Origin of the sequence: Streptomyces sp. KL116D (genome assembly GCF_030766975.1) — a bacterium.
In the GTDB taxonomy this organism is placed as follows: Bacteria; Actinomycetota; Actinomycetes; order Streptomycetales; family Streptomycetaceae; genus Streptomyces; species Streptomyces longispororuber_A.
The window spans coordinates 351,029-369,938 of sequence record NZ_JASERH010000057.1 but is presented as its reverse complement, the minus strand read 5'-3'; the positions used below and the strand labels follow the sequence as shown (position 1 = coordinate 369,938).

Sequence of the window (18,910 nt, the reverse complement as noted above, 5' to 3'; positions counted from 1 at the left end):
AATGACGATGACTGACAACAAGGACATCGTGCTGGACGCGGTCCGCGACTACCACCGGGCGACCGCGTCGGACACAGAGTTCAAGCCCGGAGTGACGGAGATCTGGCCGTCCGGCGCGGTCCTGGACGAAGAGGACCGGGTCGCCATCGTCGAGGCCGCACTCACCATGCGCATCGCGGCCGGACCCAGCTCCAAGAAGTTCGAAACCGACTTCGCCAAGCTCCTCAAGCGGCGCAAGGCCCATCTCACGAACTCGGGTTCGTCGGCGAACCTCCTCGCGCTCTCCGCCCTCACCTCGGAGACGCTCGGTGACAGACGCCTGCAACCGGGGGACGAGGTGATCACGGTCGCGGCGGGATTCCCCACCACCGTGAACCCGATCCTGCAGAACGGGCTCATCCCTGTCTTCGTGGACGTGGACCTCACGACGTACAACACGACGGCCGACCGGGTGGCACAGGCGATCGGTCCCAAGACCCGGGCGATCATCATCGCCCATGCGCTCGGCAACCCCTTCGAGGTGGCCGAGGTGGCCCAACTCGCCAAGGACCACGACCTCTTCTTCGTCGAGGACAACTGCGACGCGGTCGGCACCCTCTACGACGGCCGGATCACCGGCACCTTCGGAGACCTGAGCACCGTCAGCTTCTACCCCGCGCACCACCTCACCATGGGCGAGGGCGGCTGCGTCCTCACCGACAACCTCCGCCTGGCCCGCGTGGTGGAGTCACTGCGCGACTGGGGACGGGACTGCTGGTGCGAACCGGGCAAGAACAACACCTGCTTCAAACGGTTCGAATACCAGATGGGCAACCTGCCCGCAGGGTACGACCACAAGTACATCTTCTCCCACGTCGGTTACAACCTGAAGGGCACCGACATCCAGGCGGCGCTGGGCCTGACCCAGCTCGCCAAGCTCGACGGCTTCGTCGAGGCACGACGCCGCAACTGGCGCCGCCTGCGCGAAGGCCTGGACGGCCTTCCGGGCCTGCTGCTCCCCGAGCCGACCCCACGGTCCCGACCGAGCTGGTTCGGCTTCGTCATCACCGTCGACCCGGAGGCCCGCTACACGCGCGCCGAACTGGTCGCACACCTGGAAGAACGGAAGATCGGAACCCGGCGGCTCTTCTCCGGCAACCTCACCCGGCAGCCGGCCTACATCGGCCGCCCCCACCGCATCGTCGGCGACCTCACCAACAGCGACATCATCACCGAGCACACCTTCTGGATCGGCGTCTACCCAGGACTCACGGACGAAATGCTGGACTACGTGGTCGCCACCATCAAGGAGTTCGTGGCCGAGCGCGGCTGAGCACCTGCCCCACCCACATCACCAGAGAGCCAGGGGAGTTACGTCGATGCCGTCCCATGTCCTCCAGAGGCGTGCGGTCCAGAGTCTGCCGGCACGTATCGCCGCATCGGCCGCGACCAACCAAGGAGTGCAGCTGCCCACCGAGCACTTCGACGGCTGGCTGGCCGAACGACGCAGTGCCAACACCTTCCGCGTGGACCGCATACCCTTCGCGGAAATGGAGGGCTGGTCCTTCCAGGAGCACACCGGGAACCTGGTGCACCGAAGCGGCCGCTTCTTCACCGTCGAAGGACTGCACTTCACGGAAGACGGCCCGCCGCATGGCGATGGCCCGCACAGCGACTGGTACCAGCCCATCATGCGGCAGCACGAGGTGGGTGTCCTCGGCATCCTCGTCAAGGAGTTCGACGGGGTGCTGCACTTCCTGATGCAGGCGAAGATGGAACCGGGCAACCCGAACCTGCTCCAGCTCTCGCCCACGGTCCAGGCGACCCGCAGCAACTACACCAAGGCCCACCAAGGCGGAGACGTCAAGTACATCGAGCACTTCGTCGGTCCGGACCGCGGCCGCGTCATCGTGGACGTGCGCCAGTCCGAGCACGGCTCGTGGTTCTCGCGGAAGTCCAACCGCAACATGGTCGTGGAGGCGGTGGGCGACGTGCCGCTGCTGGACGACTTCTGCTGGCTGACCCTCGGCCAGATCAACGAGCTGCTGCACCGGGACAACGTCATCAACATGGACTCACGCACGGTGCTGTCGTGCCTGCCCACCGACGACACATCGGGCGACGCCCTGCTCACCGACACCGAACTGCTCTCGTGGATCACCGGTGAGCGCACCCGGCACTGCGTGCGCACCGCACCAGCCCCCCTGGACCAGCTCCCCGGCTGGAAGCGCCGAGACAGCGTCATCGAACACGAGACGGGCCGCTACTTCGACGTCGTGGCCGTGTCCGTCCAGGCCGGGAACCGCGAGGTGACCGGCTGGACCCAGCCCCTGTTCGAGCCGGCCGACCAAGGCGTCCTCGCCTTCCTCACCCGCGAGATCGAAGGCACCCCGCACGTCCTGGTGCAGGCCCGGGTCGAACCCGGCCTCGTCGACACCGTCGAGCTGGCACCGACCGTGCAGTACACCCCGCACAACTACGCCCACCTGCCGGAGCAGGAGCGCCCCCCGTTCGCGGAATCGGTGCTCCACGCCGCCGGCGACCGGATCCGCTACGACGTCGTGCACGCCGAGGAGGGAGGCCGATTCCTCAACGCCGAGAACCGCTGCCTCGTCGTCGAGGCGGACGCCCCGCTGGATCCTCCGCCCGGCTACGCCTGGGTCACCCCCGCGCAACTCACCTCCCTGGTCCAGCACAGCCACTACCTCAACGTCCAGGCCCGCACCATGCTCGCCTGCCTCAACGCGACGAAGACCGTAACCCGATGATCGCCCCACTCCGGGTCGGGGTCATCGGATGCGCGAACATCGCGGTACGCCGGATGCTCCCCGCCTTCGCCGCCAGTCCCGACATCGAGGTCGTGGCGGTCGCCAGCCGCGACCGGGACAAGGCACGGCGGGTCGCGGACACCTTCGACTGCCGTGCCGTCCACGGGTACGCGGAGCTCCTGGCACGGGACGACATCCATGCCGTCTACGTGCCGTTGCCCGCAGCCGTGCGACCCCGATGGGTCGAGGCGGCACTGCGCACGAACAAACACGTCCTCGCCGAGAAGCCCGTCTCCACCGAATACGCCTGCACCAGAGACCTGTTCGAGCTCGCCGCCTCTCGTGGCCTGGTGCTCATGGAGAACGTCATGTTCGTCCATCACCGCCGGCACGAAGCCGTGCGGCACCTGCTCGCCGACGGGGCACTGGGCGAACTGCGCTCGTTCCACGCGGCGTTCACCATCCCGCCGCTCGCGGACAGTGACATCAGGTACCGGCCGGAGCTCGGCGGTGGGGCCCTGATGGACGTCGGGATCTACCCCCTGCGGGCCGCACTGCACCTCCTGGGCCCCGAGCTCGACATCATCGGCGCCTGCCTGACCCGGGGGACGGGCCGGCAGGTCGACACCTCCGGCGCCGCACTGCTGCGCACGCCCGGCGGCGTCACGGCCCAGATCGCCTTCGGCATGGAGCACACCTACCGCTCGGCCTACGAACTGCGGGGCAGCGAGGGCAGCCTGACCGTCGACCGGGCGTTCACCCCGCCCGCCGAGGACGTCCCCGTGATCGGTCTCCACCGTGGCGCGAAGGCCGAGGAGATCCGCCTGGAGCCGCACGACCAGGTGGCGGCCACCGTGGCCGCCTTCGCCGCCGCGGCGCGTGCCGGCACCCCACCGGACACCAGCGACACTCTGCGGCAGTCGGAACTCCTCAGCAGGATGGTCCGGATCGCCGCACGCAGCGAACACACGGCTTGGGGGACTGCTCAGGACCTCAAGATCTCAGCCTGAATCCACCGCCCGCGTCACCAGCGCCTGGTCCAGCAGCAGAAGGGTCACTGCCCCGGATGCGGCCGGCTGCTCCTGCACGCCGACCGGCCGGCGGCCGCTGATCGGCCTCCTCCTGGGCGCGAGTTCCTGGTCGGCCGCCGGCCCCACCGCCGCCGACGGCGCCGAGACGCACGGCCTCGGCCTCCGGATCACCGTGAACACCCGCCCCGGCACCGGCGCGCTGCGGCCCGGCATCCGCAGCCCGCCGGGGCCGCGGCACCGGGCGTGACGACGGCGGTCGGACCGGAGGGGCGGCGGACGTCCGGGTCCCGGCGTGCGGACACGGACGGGTCCACCGCCCGACCGGCCGGACGCCTCGACGCACGGTGGAGCGGGCCCCGGCAGGCACGCCACGAGCATGCGGTTGACCGCTAGAAGACAGCCAAATCGGATGCGCTGGACGACAGCGCCGGGTCCCCGTTGAGGATCGCCCGGTGCAACTGCTGCAACTGCTGCGACGGCTCGATCCCCAACTCGCTGGTGAGCGAGGCACGCAACCGTCGGAACGTCTCCAGCGCCTCGTCCGAACGGCCGCAGCGGTGCAGCGACAGGATCAGCAGGGCGTGCAGGTTCTGCTGCAGCGGATGATGAGCGGTCAGCACGCTCAGCTCACCGATCAGTTCGGCGTGCCGCCCCAGCAGCAGGTACGCGCTGGTCCGCCGCTCCAGGGCACCGCGCCGCACCTCGTCGAGGCGCCGCACCTCGGACTCCAGGACAGGCCCCGTCCGCACGTCGGCCAGCACCGGCCCGCGCCACAGCGCCAGCGCCCGGTCCAGCAGCGCCGCAGCCTCCTCGGCCTCACGCCGGGCCAGCGCCCGCTGCCCGCGCAGCGTCAGCTGCTCGAAGACCTGACTGTCCAGATCGGCCCCCGGCAACTCGAACAGGTAACCCGTGTGCGTGCGGCGCAGCACCGTCTTCGCGTCGGGCCCGCCGTACGGCGCCAGCGCGGCGGACAACGCACGCCGCAACTGCTTCACGTACGTCTGCACCACCCCCGCGGGCCCACCCGGCGGCGAGTCGTCCCACAACTCCCGCTCGATGGCGCCCAGCGAAACGTGCTGCCCGAGATTGGCCGACAGCAGCGCGAGCACCTGGCGGGGTTTGGCGGCACTGGGCACCAGCGACACACCGTGCGTCCGCACCACGAGCGGCCCGAGGACGTCGACCTCCATAGCTGCTGCTCCTTCCCCCAGTCGCAGGCGTCTGAAAAGTGACGGTCGCATACGCGCCAGGGGCCGGACAGGGAACGGGGCACGGACCCGCCGTGAGTTCACGGGGGCCACCCCCATGACATTTTCATGCCCACCCCGTCGCCCCGCCCCGAACGCGTGGCGCCTGCGGTGGCCTGCGCCTTTCTACCGGTCAGGCGGTCGTGGCCCGGCCCGGGGCCGCAGCACGCGACATGAGGCAAGCGACTTGAGGCAAGCGACATGAGGCAAGCGGCATGCAGTTCGTCAGTGAGGGCGGCGAGGCGCCGCCGCTCGGGTGAATCGCGGGGGCAGGGGCGTGCCAGGGCGGCCCCGGCCCGACCCGCACCCCCAGCATGCCGATGTGATCATCAGACGGAGGGGTGCGACGGTGGCGGTAACCGCAAGGTGGCTGCTGATCGGCGTCCTCCTGGGCGCGAGCTCCTGGTCGGCGACCGGACCCACCGCCGCCGACGGCGCCGAGACGCACGGCCTCGGCCTCCAGGTCACCGTGAACACCCGCCCCGGCACCGGAGCGCTGCGGCCCGGCATCCGCACCGGCGCCCCCGTCGTCACCTCGTACCGCCTCGTCAACCACGGCGGCGCCGACCTCCACGACCTGCGCGTCCGGGACTCGGCGATGCCCGGCGCCCGGATCCGCTGCCCCGGCGGCCGCAACCGGGTCCCGCTGCTCACCGGCCTGCGCACCGTGCGGTGCTGGGCCACCGGCGCCGGCGCCGCACGCGCGGGCACCTGGATCGGCGAGGCGCACGCGGCCGGACGCCAGCCGTACCTGCGCACCACCGTCCAGGCGTCCGCCCCCTCCGGATACGCGGGCGTCGGGGCCGCCCTCGCCCTCCGGGAGACGGCCCGCGCGACGGGGCCGGAGCGGGCCCGGATCCGCTACACCGTCACCAACACCGGCAACCGCCCCGCCTACACGATCCGCGTCACCGATCCCGTACTCGGCAAGGCCCCGATCACCTGCACCGCCGGAAGCCCGGTCCTCTCCCGGCTCGCGCCCCGGGAGACGGCGACCTGCACCGCCGAACTGCGACGCGCCCCGGGCACGTATCCGAGCCGGAGCCGGGCCGAGGGCGGCGACCGCCTGCGCACCCTCGACACCCGCGGCGGCTCCGTCGCCCCACCCCGCCTGATCGCGTACGCCTCCGCCCGCATCACCCTCACCGCGGCGCCGCCCACCGGCTCGAAGCGCCCCGGAACCACCGCGCCCAGGCCGCCCGCACCGCCCGCACGCGGCGTGGCACCCCCCCCCGTTCCCGTACCGCAAGAACCCGCCGCCGCCGCACCCGGCCCGGCGGCACCGGGCCCGCTGCCCCCTGGAGTCGGCCCGCTGCTGCCACTGCCGCCCGCGCCACCCGGTATCGCGGCCCCGGGCACGGCTCCGGGCATCGCCCCCCGCCTCACGAGCCCGGCACTCCCACAGCGCGGACGAGCGTCGCAGCCGGGAGTCGGCGCAGAACCTTGCCAGCGACCATCACGCCTCTGACCTGCCGTTCCCCGTTTCGTGGAGCTGACGGTCCCCCGGACGTTCAGTAATCGTTTGTTCCTCCGAGGGAAGCTTCTCTGCGTTGAATCGGCCTGGCGTCGAAATCGGCAGGCCACTCCTGTGCGTTACGGGCTCCACCCACGCGATCAGGAACTCAGCGGGTACACGTTGCCGCGTGCACCGCACAAGGTCGGCGCTCTGCACGCAGGGCGCCGATCTTGCATGTCACCTGCGCCGAGCCGCTTTGCCGTCACCGAACTCCGCGAGCGACTTCTGGCCTTCCTCGCGCGCCGCGAAGTAGGCAGGTCCACACAGGGCGCTGTTCCCGAGAGCGTGATGAACGACCTCGTCAGTGGGGACTACACCGCTTCCGCTGGTCGATGATCGCCAATCCACCGGATGAACAGCCTGTTCGCGGTGGACTCGACGCCGTTCACCCGGCACTTTCTGACGCGACGGGCGCCCCCCACCGCCGCTCGAACGGGCCTCGACTCCCGTACGACACCGTGGGGGAGCGGCACCCGCGGTGGCGTGCCGCTCCGACAGGAGGTCCAGGGATGGACGCGACACCACACAACGCCATGAGCGCCACACTGTCCGGCCTGCTCGCCGCCCAGGCCCTCCAGGAGCGCAACAAGACGCTCGCCCGCGCCCTGCTCGCCGCGGGCCACCACCGGCCGCGCTACGAGTCGCTGCTCGCCGAGGGCGACCGGGTCAGCGCGCGGATCACCCTCACGACGGGCCCCGCGCCCCGCACCCTCGTCGCCGAGTTCCGGTTCGACGCGCAGGGCGGGGTCAGCGAGTACCACGACTTCCTGGTCCCGGCAGGACTCAACTTCACGGCAGCCGCGGTCAGTTCACCCGCGGCCTGACCTCACGCGACCGCGGTCCCCTCCAACTCGACCAACAGGCCGGGCAGCGCCAGTCGCGTCACGCCCAGCATCGTGGAGGCCGGTGCCACCCGGGCTGCGCCCAGGCGCGCCGCCAGTACGCCGTAGTGCTGGAAGAGGAGGTCGACGTCGGTCGTGTAGACGTTCAGCCGGACCAGGTTCGCGAGCGTCATGCCGGCCCCGGCGAGCACCGCCTCCAGGTTGTCGACGCTCAGCGCCAACTGCGCCGCCATGTCACCGTCGTGCAGGGGCTTGCCGTCGTCGCTCGTCGCGGTCTGTCCGGAGGCGTACAGGGTGCGCGTCTGCCCGGAGACGACCTCCCCCTGGTCGAACCCCAACTCCACCGACCATGGCACCGGGTTGACCGCTGTTCGCTGCATCGTCGCATCAGCTCCATTCGTTTTCGGCTGCGCCGTCGTGGAACGAGCCTCGCGACAATTCACGACACCCTCCGTCATGTATGCGCTCGTTCGCTACGGTTCGCGGATGCGCGCCGACCGATTGGTCTCGCTGGTCCTCCTGCTGAGGCAGCGCGGCCGGATGACCGCGGACACCCTCGCCGCCGAACTGGAGGTGTCCACGCGCACGGTGCTGCGCGACATCGAGGCGCTGTCCTCGGCCGGCGTGCCGGTCTACGCCGAACGCGGCCGGTACGGCGGCTTCGAGCTGCTGCCCGGCTTCCGTACCGAACTCACCGGCCTCAACCACGACGAGGCGCTCGCCCTGCTCGCCGCCGGACCGGGCCGCCGCGACCAGGTCTTCGGACTCGGCCCGGCGCTCGCCTCGGCCGTGCGCAAGGTGGTCGACGCGCTGCCCGCCGGCCACGGGACCACGGCGAGCGACGCGGCCCGGCGCTTCCTCGTCGACCCGGAGACCGACCTGCTGTCCCGCAGGCTGACCACCGAGGACGTACCCGGCACCACCATGACCGAGGTCAGGCGCGCGGTCCTCACCGGCCACCGCCTGCGCATCCACTACGAGGCCACGGGCCGGGCACCCCAGTGGCGCACGATCGACCCGATCGGCCTGGTCACCGTGCGCGAGAAGGGCTACCTGCTGGCCACCCGGGAGGGCGCGGACCGCACCTACCGCCTGTCCCGCATACGGGCGGCCGAGGAACTCCCCGAACCGGCCCGGCGCCCCGACTCGGTGGACCTGGACCGGATCTGGCGGGAACGCTCGGCCCAGTTCTTCGCGGGCAGCGACCACCTCACCGTCCTGCTGCGACTCGCCCCGTCCCGCCGGGAGGAACTCCTGGACACCGCCCTGGCCGTCCGCGCCGAAACCCCCGACACCGCCACCGACGGCTGGCTCCGGTTCGAAGCGACCTTCCAGGACACCCGCCACGCCGAGTGGGCCCTGTGGCAACTGGGCCTCGATGCAGAGGCTTTGAGCCCGGTCTCACTCCGTACTTCGTTGCGTCGTCGTGCGGCCGCGCTCGCCGCACGGTACGCGGAATCGGGCTCGGGCTCGCCTGAGGGTGAAGTGGGGCCGGTCTCCGGGGAGTTGTGAGGTGCGCTTCTCGCGGACGCTCAGCCGACCGTCCAGTCCCGCAGCCGCCGCGCGATGCCCGCCACGCCCTCCTTGCCCGCGGCGGCGTCGTGGACCAGTTCGACCGCTGCCTTGAGGGGGTAGTCGAGGCGTCGGCCGTTCAGGGCCAGGTACGCCTCCGTGGCGTGCCACGCGAACGCCGCGTTCGAGTGTTCCAGGCACGGGAGCCGGGCCAGGGTCTGGAGCAGGGCGCCCGCCTTGAGGTTCAGGCTGCCGTAGATGTCGTGTTCCAGCGCTCGCGCGTTGACCCGGGCGACGGCCGCGTACAGGGGGCCGTAGTCGTCGACCTGGGGATCATCGTCGAGGAGTTCGGCGGCGTGGAGGAGGAAGGTCACGTCGAGCGGATGCTCGGGGACGGGCTGGCTCACGCGGCGTGCCCCTGCCCCTGCCCCTGCTTCTGCTTCTGACCTTGTTCCCGTTCCCGTTCCTCCAGGTCGCGGCGGGCGCGCTGCTCCGCGGTCCGCTGTTCCGGGGTGGGGTCGAGGCTGTCGGACGCGGCGCGGAACGCCTCTCCGCTGCGGGTCTTCGACTCCTCGAACGCCTGGAGGAACTTGCGCTCGACCGCGGTCGCCTTGTCGATCGCGGCGGAGAGGATGTACTCCTGCAGGCTCTTGCCCTCCTGCCGGGCCGCGGCTTCGATCGCCGCTCGCTGGGCCGGGTCGGGGAACCGCAGGTTCAGGGCCTTGGGACTGTTCGCCATGGTACCGATGGTACCGCTGGCCCTATCGGTCGGCCAGGGCGTGCTGCGCGCCCGCGTCACCGTCCGTCGGCCGCCAGCTCCCAGTCGAGGTGCCAGAGCCGTAGTCCGTCGTCGCCCGCGGACAGCAAGTTCCGTAGGTCCGTGGTGAGTTCGAGGTGCCGGATGCGTTCCTGGTGTCCTTCGAGGACGTGCAGACAGCGTCCGGTCGCCACGTCCCACATCCGTACGGTGCCGTCGTGGCCCGCCGAGAACGCGAACCGGGCGTCGGGAGTGAACCGCACGGCGGAGACCCAGCCCTCGTGGCCCGTGAACGTGCGCACGCACCGTTTGCTCCCGGCCTCCCACAGCCGGATCGGCTCGTCCTTCGCGCCGGACGACATCACCATGTGCGTGGACAGGGCGAGGCGGCCGTCGGCGCTGAGGCACGCCGAGAGGACCGGTTCCTTCGGGCCCTTCCAGGTGCGCAGGCACCGGCCTGCGTCGAGGTCCCACAGGCGGACGACCCCGGTGCAGTCGCCGATCGCCGCGAGCCGGCCGTCGGCGGACGGGGAGATCACGTCGACCGGGCCCGCGGGCCCGAGGGCCGACACGCAGCGGTCCTCGTCCAGGTCCCACCGGCGGACGGTGCCCTCGCCGCTGCCGAACAGGGCGTGCCGCCCGTCGCCGGTGAACCGTACGGTCCGCGTCAGGTCCCAGTGCGGGGCCGCCAGCCGGCGCCCGTCGCCGTGCAGCGGCCAGCGGGTGATCGCCTGCGGTTTGAAGCCGAAGCACAGGACGTGCCGGCCGTCGTCGGTCAGCGCCACCTCGCTCACGCTGCTCCGGTGGTCGGCGATGACCCGGTTGCACTCCCCGCTGTCCAGGTCCCAGACGCGGATCGTCCCGTCGCCCTGGCCGCTGACGGCGAGCCGGGCGTTCGCGGCCAGGCCGATCCCGGTGACGGCGCCGTACGCGAGGTGCCCGGCGTCCAGCGGTCGTGACCAGGCCGCGCGCAGCGACACGTGGCGGGCCGACCGGGCCAGTTCGTGCCAGACGGCCAGGACCTGGGGCGCGCGTTCATAACCGGGGAGCCTTCTGAGTGTGGTCAGCAGGTCGAGGGCGGGGCGGTGCCGGCCGTTCGCCAGTGCCCGGCGGGCCTCGGTGAGGAGTCCTTCCGCCAGGCCGCCGAGGCGGCTGACCTCGGCGTACTCGCGCGGCTTGATCACGTGGGGCTCTGCCGCGTAGGTGGTGTCGGGCAGCCGCCAGCGGTTCGTGGGGAGCTCGGGGTGGCCGCCGACGGAGCAGCCGAACCGGTCGTCGCCGGCGTCGGGGAATCCGACGTGGTGCATGCCGTGGCGGCCCGTGGAGAAGGTCCGCAGACAGCGGCCGGTGTCCACCTCCCAGACCCGGACGGTGTGCTCCCCGGTCGACCCGGACAGCAGTCGCCGTCCGCCGTCGCCGACCGCCAGGTGACCGGCCGCGGCGGTGTGCCCGGTCAGCGTGCGGATCAGCCGGCCTGCGACGGCGTCCCAGATCCGGATCGTGGCGTCCTCGCAGGCGACCACGGCGAGGCGGCCGTCCGGGGCGAAACACAGGGAGTGGGCTCGTGAGCCCGTGGTCAGGGCGCGGTACCTGCCGTCGGCCGTGCTCCACAGCCGCGCCCCGTCCTCCTCGGCGGTGAGCACGTGACGCCCGTCGGGGCTCACCTCGTACCGCGAGCCGTCCAGCGCACCGTCGACCGCGGGCCCCAGCGACCACAGGCGGGTCCCGGTGCGGGGTTCCCAGGCCTGGACGTGTCCGTCCGGGCCGATCCACACGCCGACGCGCCCGTCGGCGCTCAGCCGCACCGGGCATCCCCGCGGGGCGGCGGCCGCCGGGATGACGCGTACGCAGTCGCGGGCGGCCACGTCCCAGAACCGCACGGTGCCGCCGCGGTCGGTGGACAGGGCGTACGAGCCGTCGGGGGTGAGGTCGACGCCGAGCAGTTCCTCGCCGCCGCCCATGAGCGCCGGCCGTGTCGCGCCGGTGGCGGTGTCCCACAGGCGCAGCCCGCCGTCCCAGTGGCCGCTCAGCGCGAGCCGTCCGTCGGGGGAGAAGCGGATCGGCAGGTACCCCGAGACCTCGTGCCGGGCCAGGAGCCTTATGGGTGGCGTCAGTTGGAAGGGCTCGCCCAGCGCGCGGGTCTCGATGCGGTGGGCGTCGGCCACGCTCCCGTCGGCCGCGGCCTCCGCCGCCGCGCGGGCGTCGGTGTCGTCGGGCCGTTCTCGCGCGAGGACGTCGAGGAGTGCGCGGGCGGCGCCGAGGTCACCGCGTTCGAGGTGGACGCGGGCGAGGTGCAGGCGCGTCTGCCATGACGCGTCGGGGCCTGTACCTGTGGCGGCGTGGGTGTGGGCGTCGGCTTCGGCCTCGGTGACCTGCGGGAGCGCCTCAAGGCGGCTGACGAGTTCCGCATCGGTGATCGCCCCCGTCCGCCAGCTCAGCAGGCCCGCGTTGTACACGGCCCCGACGTGATGCGGATCGACCGAGAGGGCCTCGGCGAAGGCGCGTTCGGCGTCGGCGGTCCGGTCCAGGTCGAGGAGCGAGAGGCCCCGGTTGTTGAGCTCGTCGGCGCGCAGGTCGGCCGCCCGCGGTGCGGGCCGCGAATACGGCGAGCCGGTCTGCTGCTCGTGGATCTCCGTGAGCACGTCCGCGATGTCCGCCATCGAGGGCGGCCGGCCGGCGGGGGACTGGCGCAGGCAGCGTCGCAGCAGGTTGGCGAGTTCCGGGGGCGCCGCGACCGGATTCGCGGCGTCGCCGAGGTACTCCTCCAGGGCCAGACCGGCCACCGGGCCCGCCGACCACCACGCGCGGCCGGTGATCATCTCCAGCACCGTGACCGCGAAGCTGTAGACGTCGCTGCGCCGTCCGACGCTGTCGCCCGTGAGCTGTTCCGGCGAGGCGTAGACGACCGTCATGCCGCCCCACGGCACCAGCACGCTGAGCTCCGGCACCGGCACGCCGACGCCCGGCCCCGATGCGGCGCCCGGCCCCGATGTGGCGCCCGGCGGGACCACGGCGGCCTTCGACCGGGCGAGGCCGAAGTCGGTGATCTTCGCGGTGCCCGCGCCGTCGAGCAGGACGTTGGCCGGTTTCACGTCCTGGTGCACGAGGCCCCGGTGATGGGCGTGCTCCAGCCCGCGGGCCACCTGGACGGCCGTGTCCAGGACGCGGGCGACGGCCTGCCGGGCGCCCCCGGCGTAGAGCCGTCCGTCGCCGATCCACTCCGCGAGGCTGCCGCCCTCGACGTACTCGGCGAACACGCGGGGGACGCCGCCCACCACCCGTACGTAGTGGCAGGCGCAGACGTGCGGATGCAGTCCGAGGGAGACCCACGCCTCGGCCTCCCTGACGAACAGCGCCTGGTCGCCGGGGCCGTCGAAGAGTTCGGGGCGCGGACTCTTCACCGCCATGTCGATGCCCCAGCCCAGGTGCCGCACACGGTGCACGACGCCCATCCCGCCCCGGCCCAGCTCACCGATCACCCGGTAGCGGCCGTCGACGGTGTCACCGGCCGACCAGACGGCGGACGACGCAGGTGCGTTCACGGTGGCTCCCCCGTTGCTGACGACCGGCCGCGCCCCGGAGACCGGCGATCCCGTTGCCTCAGACGACTCCGTTGCCTCAGACGACTCCGTTGCCTCAGACGACTCCGTTTCCTCGGACGGTTCCGTTGCCCCAGGGGAACGAGCCACAGTATGTGACGTCGTCGAGGCGGGTGTCGATGTTCAACCGGGGGCGGTCGGTCCTCATTCGGGAGCCGTGGCCGCCTGCCGCCCAACGCCCTTGACCCTGGCCGGAGTTCCCTCCGGGTCGAACGCGTGCCGGAAGGTGAAGGCGTGCGGTGCGGAGCCGTGGTCGTGGAGGTGCTCCAGCCGGGAAACCCCGTCCTGCCAGGTGGGTTTCACGCCCTCGGAGACCCACCAGAACACGTGGCCGGGGTGGCCGGTCCGCTCGAACCAGTCGTAGCGCCGGTTCAGCGCCTGGCGGTGCAGGCCGGTGTAGATGGCGTCGAAGGCGGGGCGCAGGCCGGTCCAGAGGGAGAGGGTCGCGGCCAGGGCGGCGGTCTGCGCGGTGCGGCCCTTGTCGTACCAGGCCGGTGCGGCGAACTCGCCCCAGTCGCCCCAGTCCAGGTCGAAGAGCGTGCCCCGGCTGCCGTCCGCCGCTTCGGCGCGGGCGAGGTATCCGGGGTGCCGGCTGATCGTCCGGTAGACGGCTTCGCTGCTGTCGTGGAACTCGCGGGTGAGCGGTCCGGGATCGGCGAGGGGCGACTTCAGGACGCCGAATGTGTACAGAGCGAGTTGGGGCATGCGTCTCTCCCAGGTTGGGGGGCCTGGCCGTTCGCGAACTCCGAAGGCCAGGTGAACGTAGCCGCCCCCGTGATCCATGTCGAAGTTGCTTTTTCGTCCCCGAAGTGGCCTCTTGCGCGGGCTCATGTGACGCCTCTTGCGCGGCCGGGACACGGTGAGTTTTAGAAGGCTTTTAAGAAGAGCACACTGTCTCTTTGTCGAAGGGCACGTATACGCGCGACCAGGGAAAGAAGGAATTACTCAAGAAGCGCAAAACGATCGCTTGAGTGCCGGTGGAACAGGCTTGACCGACTCGAATTGCGCGGCGAAAGTTGAACCGCTCAATCGAATAGCGCCGTTAGTTGGAGAATAAAAGGAAGGTCCCATGAGCCTGCCCGAGCAATGGTGGAGTACGCATCGGAGTTATGTCTCGGAGATACTCTCACTGCTCGCAGCCGCGCCGGAACGAAAGGTCGCCCATTGGCGTGATAAAGCCTTCTCCGGTGGTGACCTGATCCGGTCCGTGACCGAAGCATTCCTTGCGCTGCGCGATCGCGGAGTGGGCAAGGGGGACGTGGTGGCCGTGCTGGCCGCGCCGAACAGCCCCGAAATGCTCACCGCGCGGTACGCGACGCATCTCCTCGGCGGCGCCGTCTGCTATCTGCGGACCACGAATCCCGGTACCCGGGCGACGGTCCTTCCGCTGGACCACCAGATCCAGATCCTGCGCGAGACCGGAACCGTGACCGTCTTCGCCGACGCCGAGGGCGCGGAGCGCGCGGCGGAGCTCGCCGACGCCAGCGGGATCCCGGTGACGCGGGTGCGGGACGTGCAGGACCGGCCCGATGGCGCCGACGCCCCCGACGTCCCGCAGGTCGAGGCGTGGGAGCCGGACGCGCTCGCCTTCATCGGCTACACGAGCGGCAGCACGGGCCGCCCCAAGGGCATCCGCCTCTCGGGCCGCGCGTGGGAAGCCACTCTGCAGGCGTGGATGGGGCTGGGCCGGCAAGCCGACTGCGCCTCGATCCTGGTGTCGACCCCGCTGAGCCACGGCGTCGCCCCGATGGTCGACGGGTGCCTCGCCCTGGGCGGGGCGCTCTACCTCCACGAGACGTTCGACGCCGAGAAGTTCGCGCAGGCCGTCGCCGCGGAGAAGGACATCTCGTGGACGTTCATGGCGACGAACCACGTCTTCCAGCTCCTCGACCACCTGCTGGAGCAGGGGGTCCCCGAGAGCGACGCCGTGGCGGCGGCCGGCATGACCTCGCTGAAGCGGATCGTCTACGGCGGCAGCCCCGCGGCCCCCGCCCGGATCGCCCAGGCGTTCCGGCTCTTCGGTCCCGTCCTGTGGCAGGGGTACGCCGCGAGCGAGGCCGGCCGCATCACGACCCTGACGCCTCCGGAGCACGGCGACCCGGAGCTCGCGGGCACCGTCGGGCGGCCCTTCCCCGAGGTGGAGGTCGTCGTCTGCAACTCGGAGTCGGGCGAGCAACTGCCGGCGGGGGAGATCGGTGAGGTCCGCGTCCGCTCGCCCCAGATGATGGACGCCTACAACGGCCTGCCGGAACTGACCGCACAGGTGATCAGGGACGGCTGGTACTTCACCGGCGACATCGGCTTCGTCGACGAGCGCGGTTATCTGACCCTCCTGGGCCGGGTGGCCCACGTCATCAAGGTCGGTGGCGTCAAGGTCCATCCCATCGTCCTCGAAGCGGAAATCCTTTCCCACCCGGGCGTCCGGCACGCCGCCGTCTACGGTGTGCGCGACGAGGACGGCAGCGACCACATCCACGCCGCGATCGAATGCGATCCGGCCGAGAACGTCGACGTGGCGGACATTCGCACGCGCATCACCGAGGCGCTGTCCCCGATTCACGTGCCGGAAAAGATAGCCGTCTTCGACGCGCTGCCGATGAACAGCAACGGAAAGCCCGACAAAGCGCTCCTGCGCGCGCAGAGCGTCTGACGCAAGCACTCGCAGAAATCGCAGAACTCGCGGACCTCGCAGGCCTTTTTGGCCGCATGTCAATCCAACCGCTCCATCGAGAAGGCGAACGAATGAACGCGCATCTGGCATCATATTTGAATGGGATAACCGCTGACGATCTCGCCGAGAGCAAGCGTGAATTCCTGGAGATCGGACGTCGTTCCGGCAGTTTCCCGCTGGCCACCGCGCGACGCGACGGGGTGGATTCGGAAGTAAGCGTCTGGTGCAGCAACGACTACCTGGGCATGGGTCAGAACCGCCAGGTCATCGCGGCCGTGCAGGAGGCGATCGACACTCACGGCGTGGGCTCCGGAGGCTCCCGGAACATCGGTGGGACCAACCACTTCCACGTCCGTCTCGAGAACGAACTGGCGGACCTGCACGGCAAGGAAGCCGCGCTCCTGTTCACCTCGGGATACACGGCCAACGAAGGCTCGCTCTCCATCCTGGCGGGGATGCCGGCGGACACCATCGTGTTCTCCGACGCGAAGAACCACGCCTCGATCATCGACGGCCTGCGGCACAGCGGCGCGAAGAAGCACATCTTCCGCCACAACGACGTCGCCCACCTCGAAGAGCTGCTCGCTGCCGCTCCCGCCGACGCCCCGAAGCTCGTCGTCGCGGAGACCGTCTACTCCATGTCGGGCAACGTCGCGCCGCTCGCCGAGATCGCCGACGTCGCGGACAAGTACGGCGCCACGACCTTCATCGACGAGGTCCACGCGGTCGGCATGTACGGCCCGCAGGGCGCCGGCATCGCCGCGCAGGAAGGCATCGCCGACCGCTTCACGGTCGTGATGGGCACCCTGGCCAAGGGCTTCGGCACGATCGGCGGCTACATCGCCGGACCGGCCGCCCTCGTGGACGCGGTACGGACCTACTCGCGCTCGTTCGTCTTCACCACCTCGCTGCCGCCGGCGGTCGCGGCCGGTGCGCTGGCGTCGGTCCAGTACCTGCGCTCCTCCGACGTGGAGCGCAAGTCCCTGTCGGAGAACGCCCGGCTCCTGCACAGCCTGCTGATCGAGGCCGACATCCCGTTCATCTCGACGGACTCCCACATCGTCTCGGCGTTCGTCGGCGACGACCGTCTGTGCAAGCGGGCGTCGCAGCTGCTGTTCGAGCAGCACGGGATCTACGTCCAGTCCATCAACGCCCCCAGCGTGCCCGCGGGCGAGGAGATCCTGCGGATCGCGCCGTCCGCCGTGCACGACCAGAGCGAGGTCGAGAACTTCGCCCACGCCCTGCACGGCATCTGGAAGGAACTCGACATCCCGACCGCGAGCGCCCGCGACTGGTCCACCTCCCCACTCCGCGGCGGATGGGCCGGCACCACCGCGAAAGACGGACTGCTGACCCGATGACCAGGTCCGTTGCCGCCGTGCTGTCCGACACGGCGGCGCAGTACCCCGACGACACCGCCCTCGTCCACGAGTCCGGGCACGTCACCTACGGGTGGCTGTGGGAACGGGCACAGCGCTACGCCTCCGTGCTGCGGGCCAACGGGGTACGGCCGGGGGACCGCGTCGCCATGCTCCTGGCCGACACCCCGCAGTTCCCCGCCGTGTACTTCGGCGTCCTGGCGGCCGGCGCCGTCGTCATCCCGCTGAACGTGATGGCGACCGTCCCGGAGATCGAGCACGTCCTGGCCGACGCCGAGGCCCAGTTCCTGGTGTGCGACGCCTCGTTGTTCACCCGGGCGCGCGAGGCGGCCGGGCCGCTGGGCACGGTGCTCCTCACCGTCGGCCCGGGCTCCGCGGACACCGTCGACGTGGAGAGCGCGGCCCAGCATGCGTCGCCGGTCGACGAGTCCGCGACGCGGGAACCCGACGACGTCGCGGTCGTGTTCTACACGTCGGGGACGACGGGGCAGCCCAAGGGCGTGATGCTCACCCACCGGAACATCCTGTACAACGTCGAGCGGATGGTCACCACGCCGTACGCGTTCCGGCGCGACGACGTCCTGCTCGGCTGTCTGCCGCTGTCGCACGGGTTCGGTCAGATCTGCGGCATGCTGACGGGCTTCCGCGCCGGCATCTCCATCGTCATGATGCCGAGGTTCTCCGGCCGTGAAGCCCTCGATCTGATGACGGAGCACGGCTGCACGGTGTTCATGGGCGTGCCGACCATGTACTTCAAGCTGCTCGACGCGGTGGCCGACGGCGGGCCGGTCCCCCGGCTCGACCGCGTGTTCAGCGGGGGTTCGGCGCTTCCGGTCAAGACCCTCGACGACGTCAGCGACACGTTCGGATGCCCGGTCTACGAGGGCTACGGGATGACCGAGACGTCGTGCAGCGTGGCCTACCACTACCCCGGCCTGACGTTCCGCCCCGGAACGGTCGGGGTGCCGATCACCGGCGTCACGGTCGGCACGGCCCGGCCGAACGCCGACGGCATCGAGCTGCTGCCCGTCGGTGAGGTGGGCGAGATCGTGGTGCGCGGCCCGAGCGTCATGGCCGGATACCTCGGCCGCCCGGACCTCACCGCCGAGGTGCTGACCGACGGCTGGTTCCGCACCGGCGACCTCGGCCGCCTGGACGACGACGGCTACCTCTCGGTCGTCGGCCGCAAGAAGGACCTCATCCTGCGCGGCGGCTACAACGTCTATCCGCGCGAGGTGGAGGAACTCCTCGTCGGACATCCGGCCGTGGCACAGGTGGCGGTCATCGGCGTGCCGCACCCCGTGCTCGGCGAGGAGGTGTGGGCGATCGTCGTGCCCGCCCGGCCGCAGGACCTTGCCGCCGGAGCGGACGAGGAGATCGTCGAGTGGGCCAGACAGCGTCTGGCCGCGTACAAGTACCCCCGCCGCGTGGAGTTCACCGACGCACTCCCCGTGGGGTCCAGCGGGAAGGTCCTCAAGCGGGAGCTCGTCGCGACGTACGAGCCGACCGCCGTGTCGTAGCAGTTGTCGTAGCAGCAGAACGAAACGAGCCGGCTGGACCGGCCGCCACAGCACCACCTTGACGTAGCACCCGCGGCACGGCTGCGGGT

15 protein-coding genes are annotated in these 18,910 nt (G+C 71.1%); 9 read left to right on the top strand and 6 right to left on the bottom strand.

What is annotated here, in order from left to right; all coding sequences use genetic code 11:
• Positions 1-7: 7 nt before the first annotated feature.
• The 3 genes from rfbH to RBJ77_RS23725 are packed head-to-tail and all read left to right on the top strand — an operon-like array spanning position 8 to position 3,757.
• Positions 8-1,312: a lipopolysaccharide biosynthesis protein RfbH gene (gene rfbH, locus RBJ77_RS23735; protein WP_372346858.1), complete on the top strand. Its 1,305-nt coding sequence runs from the start codon at positions 8-10 to the stop codon at positions 1,310-1,312.
• Positions 1,313-1,358: 46 nt separating this feature from the next.
• On the top strand, positions 1,359-2,747 hold the full coding sequence (locus RBJ77_RS23730) for an NDP-hexose 2,3-dehydratase family protein (protein WP_372346857.1): 1,389 nt from the start codon (positions 1,359-1,361) through the stop codon (positions 2,745-2,747).
• Positions 2,744-3,757, top strand: coding sequence for a Gfo/Idh/MocA family protein (locus tag RBJ77_RS23725; protein ID WP_372346856.1), 1,014 nt, complete (start codon positions 2,744-2,746; stop codon positions 3,755-3,757). Before RBJ77_RS23730 ends, RBJ77_RS23725 begins: the two co-directional genes overlap by 4 nt.
• Positions 3,758-4,167: 410 nt before the next feature.
• Here RBJ77_RS23725 and RBJ77_RS23720 read toward each other — a convergent pair whose 3' ends face one another.
• Complete coding sequence (locus RBJ77_RS23720; RefSeq protein WP_372346855.1) at positions 4,168-4,968, bottom strand: BTAD domain-containing putative transcriptional regulator; 801 nt, start codon at positions 4,966-4,968, stop codon at positions 4,168-4,170.
• Positions 4,969-5,374: 406 nt separating this feature from the next.
• Between RBJ77_RS23720 and RBJ77_RS23715 the strand changes: the two genes are divergently transcribed.
• Together RBJ77_RS23715 and RBJ77_RS23710 are read left to right on the top strand one after the other, a co-directional pair.
• Complete coding sequence (locus RBJ77_RS23715; RefSeq protein WP_372346854.1) at positions 5,375-6,493, top strand: hypothetical protein; 1,119 nt, start codon at positions 5,375-5,377, stop codon at positions 6,491-6,493.
• 557 nt (positions 6,494-7,050) lie between these two features.
• Complete coding sequence (locus RBJ77_RS23710; protein ID WP_372346853.1) at positions 7,051-7,365, top strand: hypothetical protein; 315 nt, start codon at positions 7,051-7,053, stop codon at positions 7,363-7,365.
• Positions 7,366-7,367: 2 nt separating this feature from the next.
• Here the strand turns inward: RBJ77_RS23710 and RBJ77_RS23705 are convergent, their stop codons facing one another.
• Positions 7,368-7,763: a RidA family protein gene (locus tag RBJ77_RS23705; RefSeq protein ID WP_372346852.1), complete on the bottom strand. Its 396-nt coding sequence runs from the start codon at positions 7,761-7,763 to the stop codon at positions 7,368-7,370.
• 106 nt (positions 7,764-7,869) lie between these two features.
• Between RBJ77_RS23705 and RBJ77_RS23700 the strand changes: the two genes are divergently transcribed.
• Positions 7,870-8,895, top strand: a complete 1,026-nt coding sequence (locus tag RBJ77_RS23700) for a helix-turn-helix transcriptional regulator (protein ID WP_372346851.1) — start codon at positions 7,870-7,872, stop codon at positions 8,893-8,895.
• A 20-nt stretch (positions 8,896-8,915) separates the two neighbouring features.
• Here RBJ77_RS23700 and RBJ77_RS23695 read toward each other — a convergent pair whose 3' ends face one another.
• The 4 genes from RBJ77_RS23695 to RBJ77_RS23680 all read right to left on the bottom strand — a co-directional run bounded on the left by RBJ77_RS23695 (position 8,916) and on the right by RBJ77_RS23680 (position 13,956).
• Positions 8,916-9,302 (bottom strand): fic family toxin-antitoxin system, toxin component, encoded by a 387-nt coding sequence (locus tag RBJ77_RS23695; RefSeq protein ID WP_372346850.1) that lies wholly within the window; start codon positions 9,300-9,302, stop codon positions 8,916-8,918.
• The gene (locus RBJ77_RS23690) at positions 9,299-9,634 is read right to left on the bottom strand and encodes a DUF1778 domain-containing protein (protein WP_372346849.1); all 336 of its coding nucleotides are present in this window, start codon (positions 9,632-9,634) and stop codon (positions 9,299-9,301) included. Before RBJ77_RS23690 ends, RBJ77_RS23695 begins: the two co-directional genes overlap by 4 nt.
• A 56-nt stretch (positions 9,635-9,690) precedes the next feature.
• The gene (locus tag RBJ77_RS23685) at positions 9,691-13,194 is read right to left on the bottom strand and encodes a protein kinase (RefSeq protein WP_372346848.1); all 3,504 of its coding nucleotides are present in this window, start codon (positions 13,192-13,194) and stop codon (positions 9,691-9,693) included.
• A gap of 201 nt (positions 13,195-13,395) precedes the next feature.
• Positions 13,396-13,956, bottom strand: coding sequence for a DUF3291 domain-containing protein (locus RBJ77_RS23680; RefSeq protein ID WP_372346847.1), 561 nt, complete (start codon positions 13,954-13,956; stop codon positions 13,396-13,398).
• Positions 13,957-14,320: 364 nt separating this feature from the next.
• Between RBJ77_RS23680 and RBJ77_RS23675 the strand changes: the two genes are divergently transcribed.
• The 3 genes from RBJ77_RS23675 to RBJ77_RS23665 all read left to right on the top strand — a co-directional run bounded on the left by RBJ77_RS23675 (position 14,321) and on the right by RBJ77_RS23665 (position 18,821).
• Positions 14,321-15,901 (top strand): class I adenylate-forming enzyme family protein, encoded by a 1,581-nt coding sequence (locus tag RBJ77_RS23675; RefSeq protein ID WP_372346846.1) that lies wholly within the window; start codon positions 14,321-14,323, stop codon positions 15,899-15,901.
• Between the two features lie 92 nt (positions 15,902-15,993).
• A complete protein-coding gene (gene hemA, locus RBJ77_RS23670) occupies positions 15,994-17,283 on the top strand; it encodes a 5-aminolevulinate synthase (protein WP_372346845.1) in 1,290 nt (429 codons plus the stop codon).
• A complete protein-coding gene (locus RBJ77_RS23665) occupies positions 17,280-18,821 on the top strand; it encodes a long-chain fatty acid--CoA ligase (protein WP_372346844.1) in 1,542 nt (513 codons plus the stop codon). Before hemA ends, RBJ77_RS23665 begins: the two co-directional genes overlap by 4 nt.
• The last annotated feature ends 89 nt before the right edge of the window (positions 18,822-18,910 follow it).

Bases quoted from the DNA above. Each gene is read 5' to 3' on its own strand.
- hemA (WP_372346845.1), top strand. From the start codon at position 15,994: ATGAACGCGCATCTGGCATCATATTTGAATGGGATAACCGCTGACGAT.
- RBJ77_RS23675 (WP_372346846.1), top strand. From the start codon at position 14,321: ATGAGCCTGCCCGAGCAATGGTGGAGTACGCATCGGAGTTATGTCTCG.
- rfbH (WP_372346858.1), top strand. From the start codon at position 8: ATGACTGACAACAAGGACATCGTGCTGGACGCGGTCCGCGACTACCAC.
- RBJ77_RS23725 (WP_372346856.1), top strand. From the start codon at position 2,744: ATGATCGCCCCACTCCGGGTCGGGGTCATCGGATGCGCGAACATCGCG.
- RBJ77_RS23700 (WP_372346851.1), top strand. From the start codon at position 7,870: ATGCGCGCCGACCGATTGGTCTCGCTGGTCCTCCTGCTGAGGCAGCGC.
- RBJ77_RS23680 (WP_372346847.1), bottom strand. From the start codon at position 13,956: ATGCCCCAACTCGCTCTGTACACATTCGGCGTCCTGAAGTCGCCCCTC.
- RBJ77_RS23705 (WP_372346852.1), bottom strand. From the start codon at position 7,763: ATGCAGCGAACAGCGGTCAACCCGGTGCCATGGTCGGTGGAGTTGGGG.
- RBJ77_RS23665 (WP_372346844.1), top strand. From the start codon at position 17,280: ATGACCAGGTCCGTTGCCGCCGTGCTGTCCGACACGGCGGCGCAGTAC.
- RBJ77_RS23710 (WP_372346853.1), top strand. From the start codon at position 7,051: ATGGACGCGACACCACACAACGCCATGAGCGCCACACTGTCCGGCCTG.
- RBJ77_RS23690 (WP_372346849.1), bottom strand. From the start codon at position 9,634: ATGGCGAACAGTCCCAAGGCCCTGAACCTGCGGTTCCCCGACCCGGCC.
- RBJ77_RS23720 (WP_372346855.1), bottom strand. From the start codon at position 4,968: ATGGAGGTCGACGTCCTCGGGCCGCTCGTGGTGCGGACGCACGGTGTG.
- RBJ77_RS23730 (WP_372346857.1), top strand. From the start codon at position 1,359: ATGCCGTCCCATGTCCTCCAGAGGCGTGCGGTCCAGAGTCTGCCGGCA.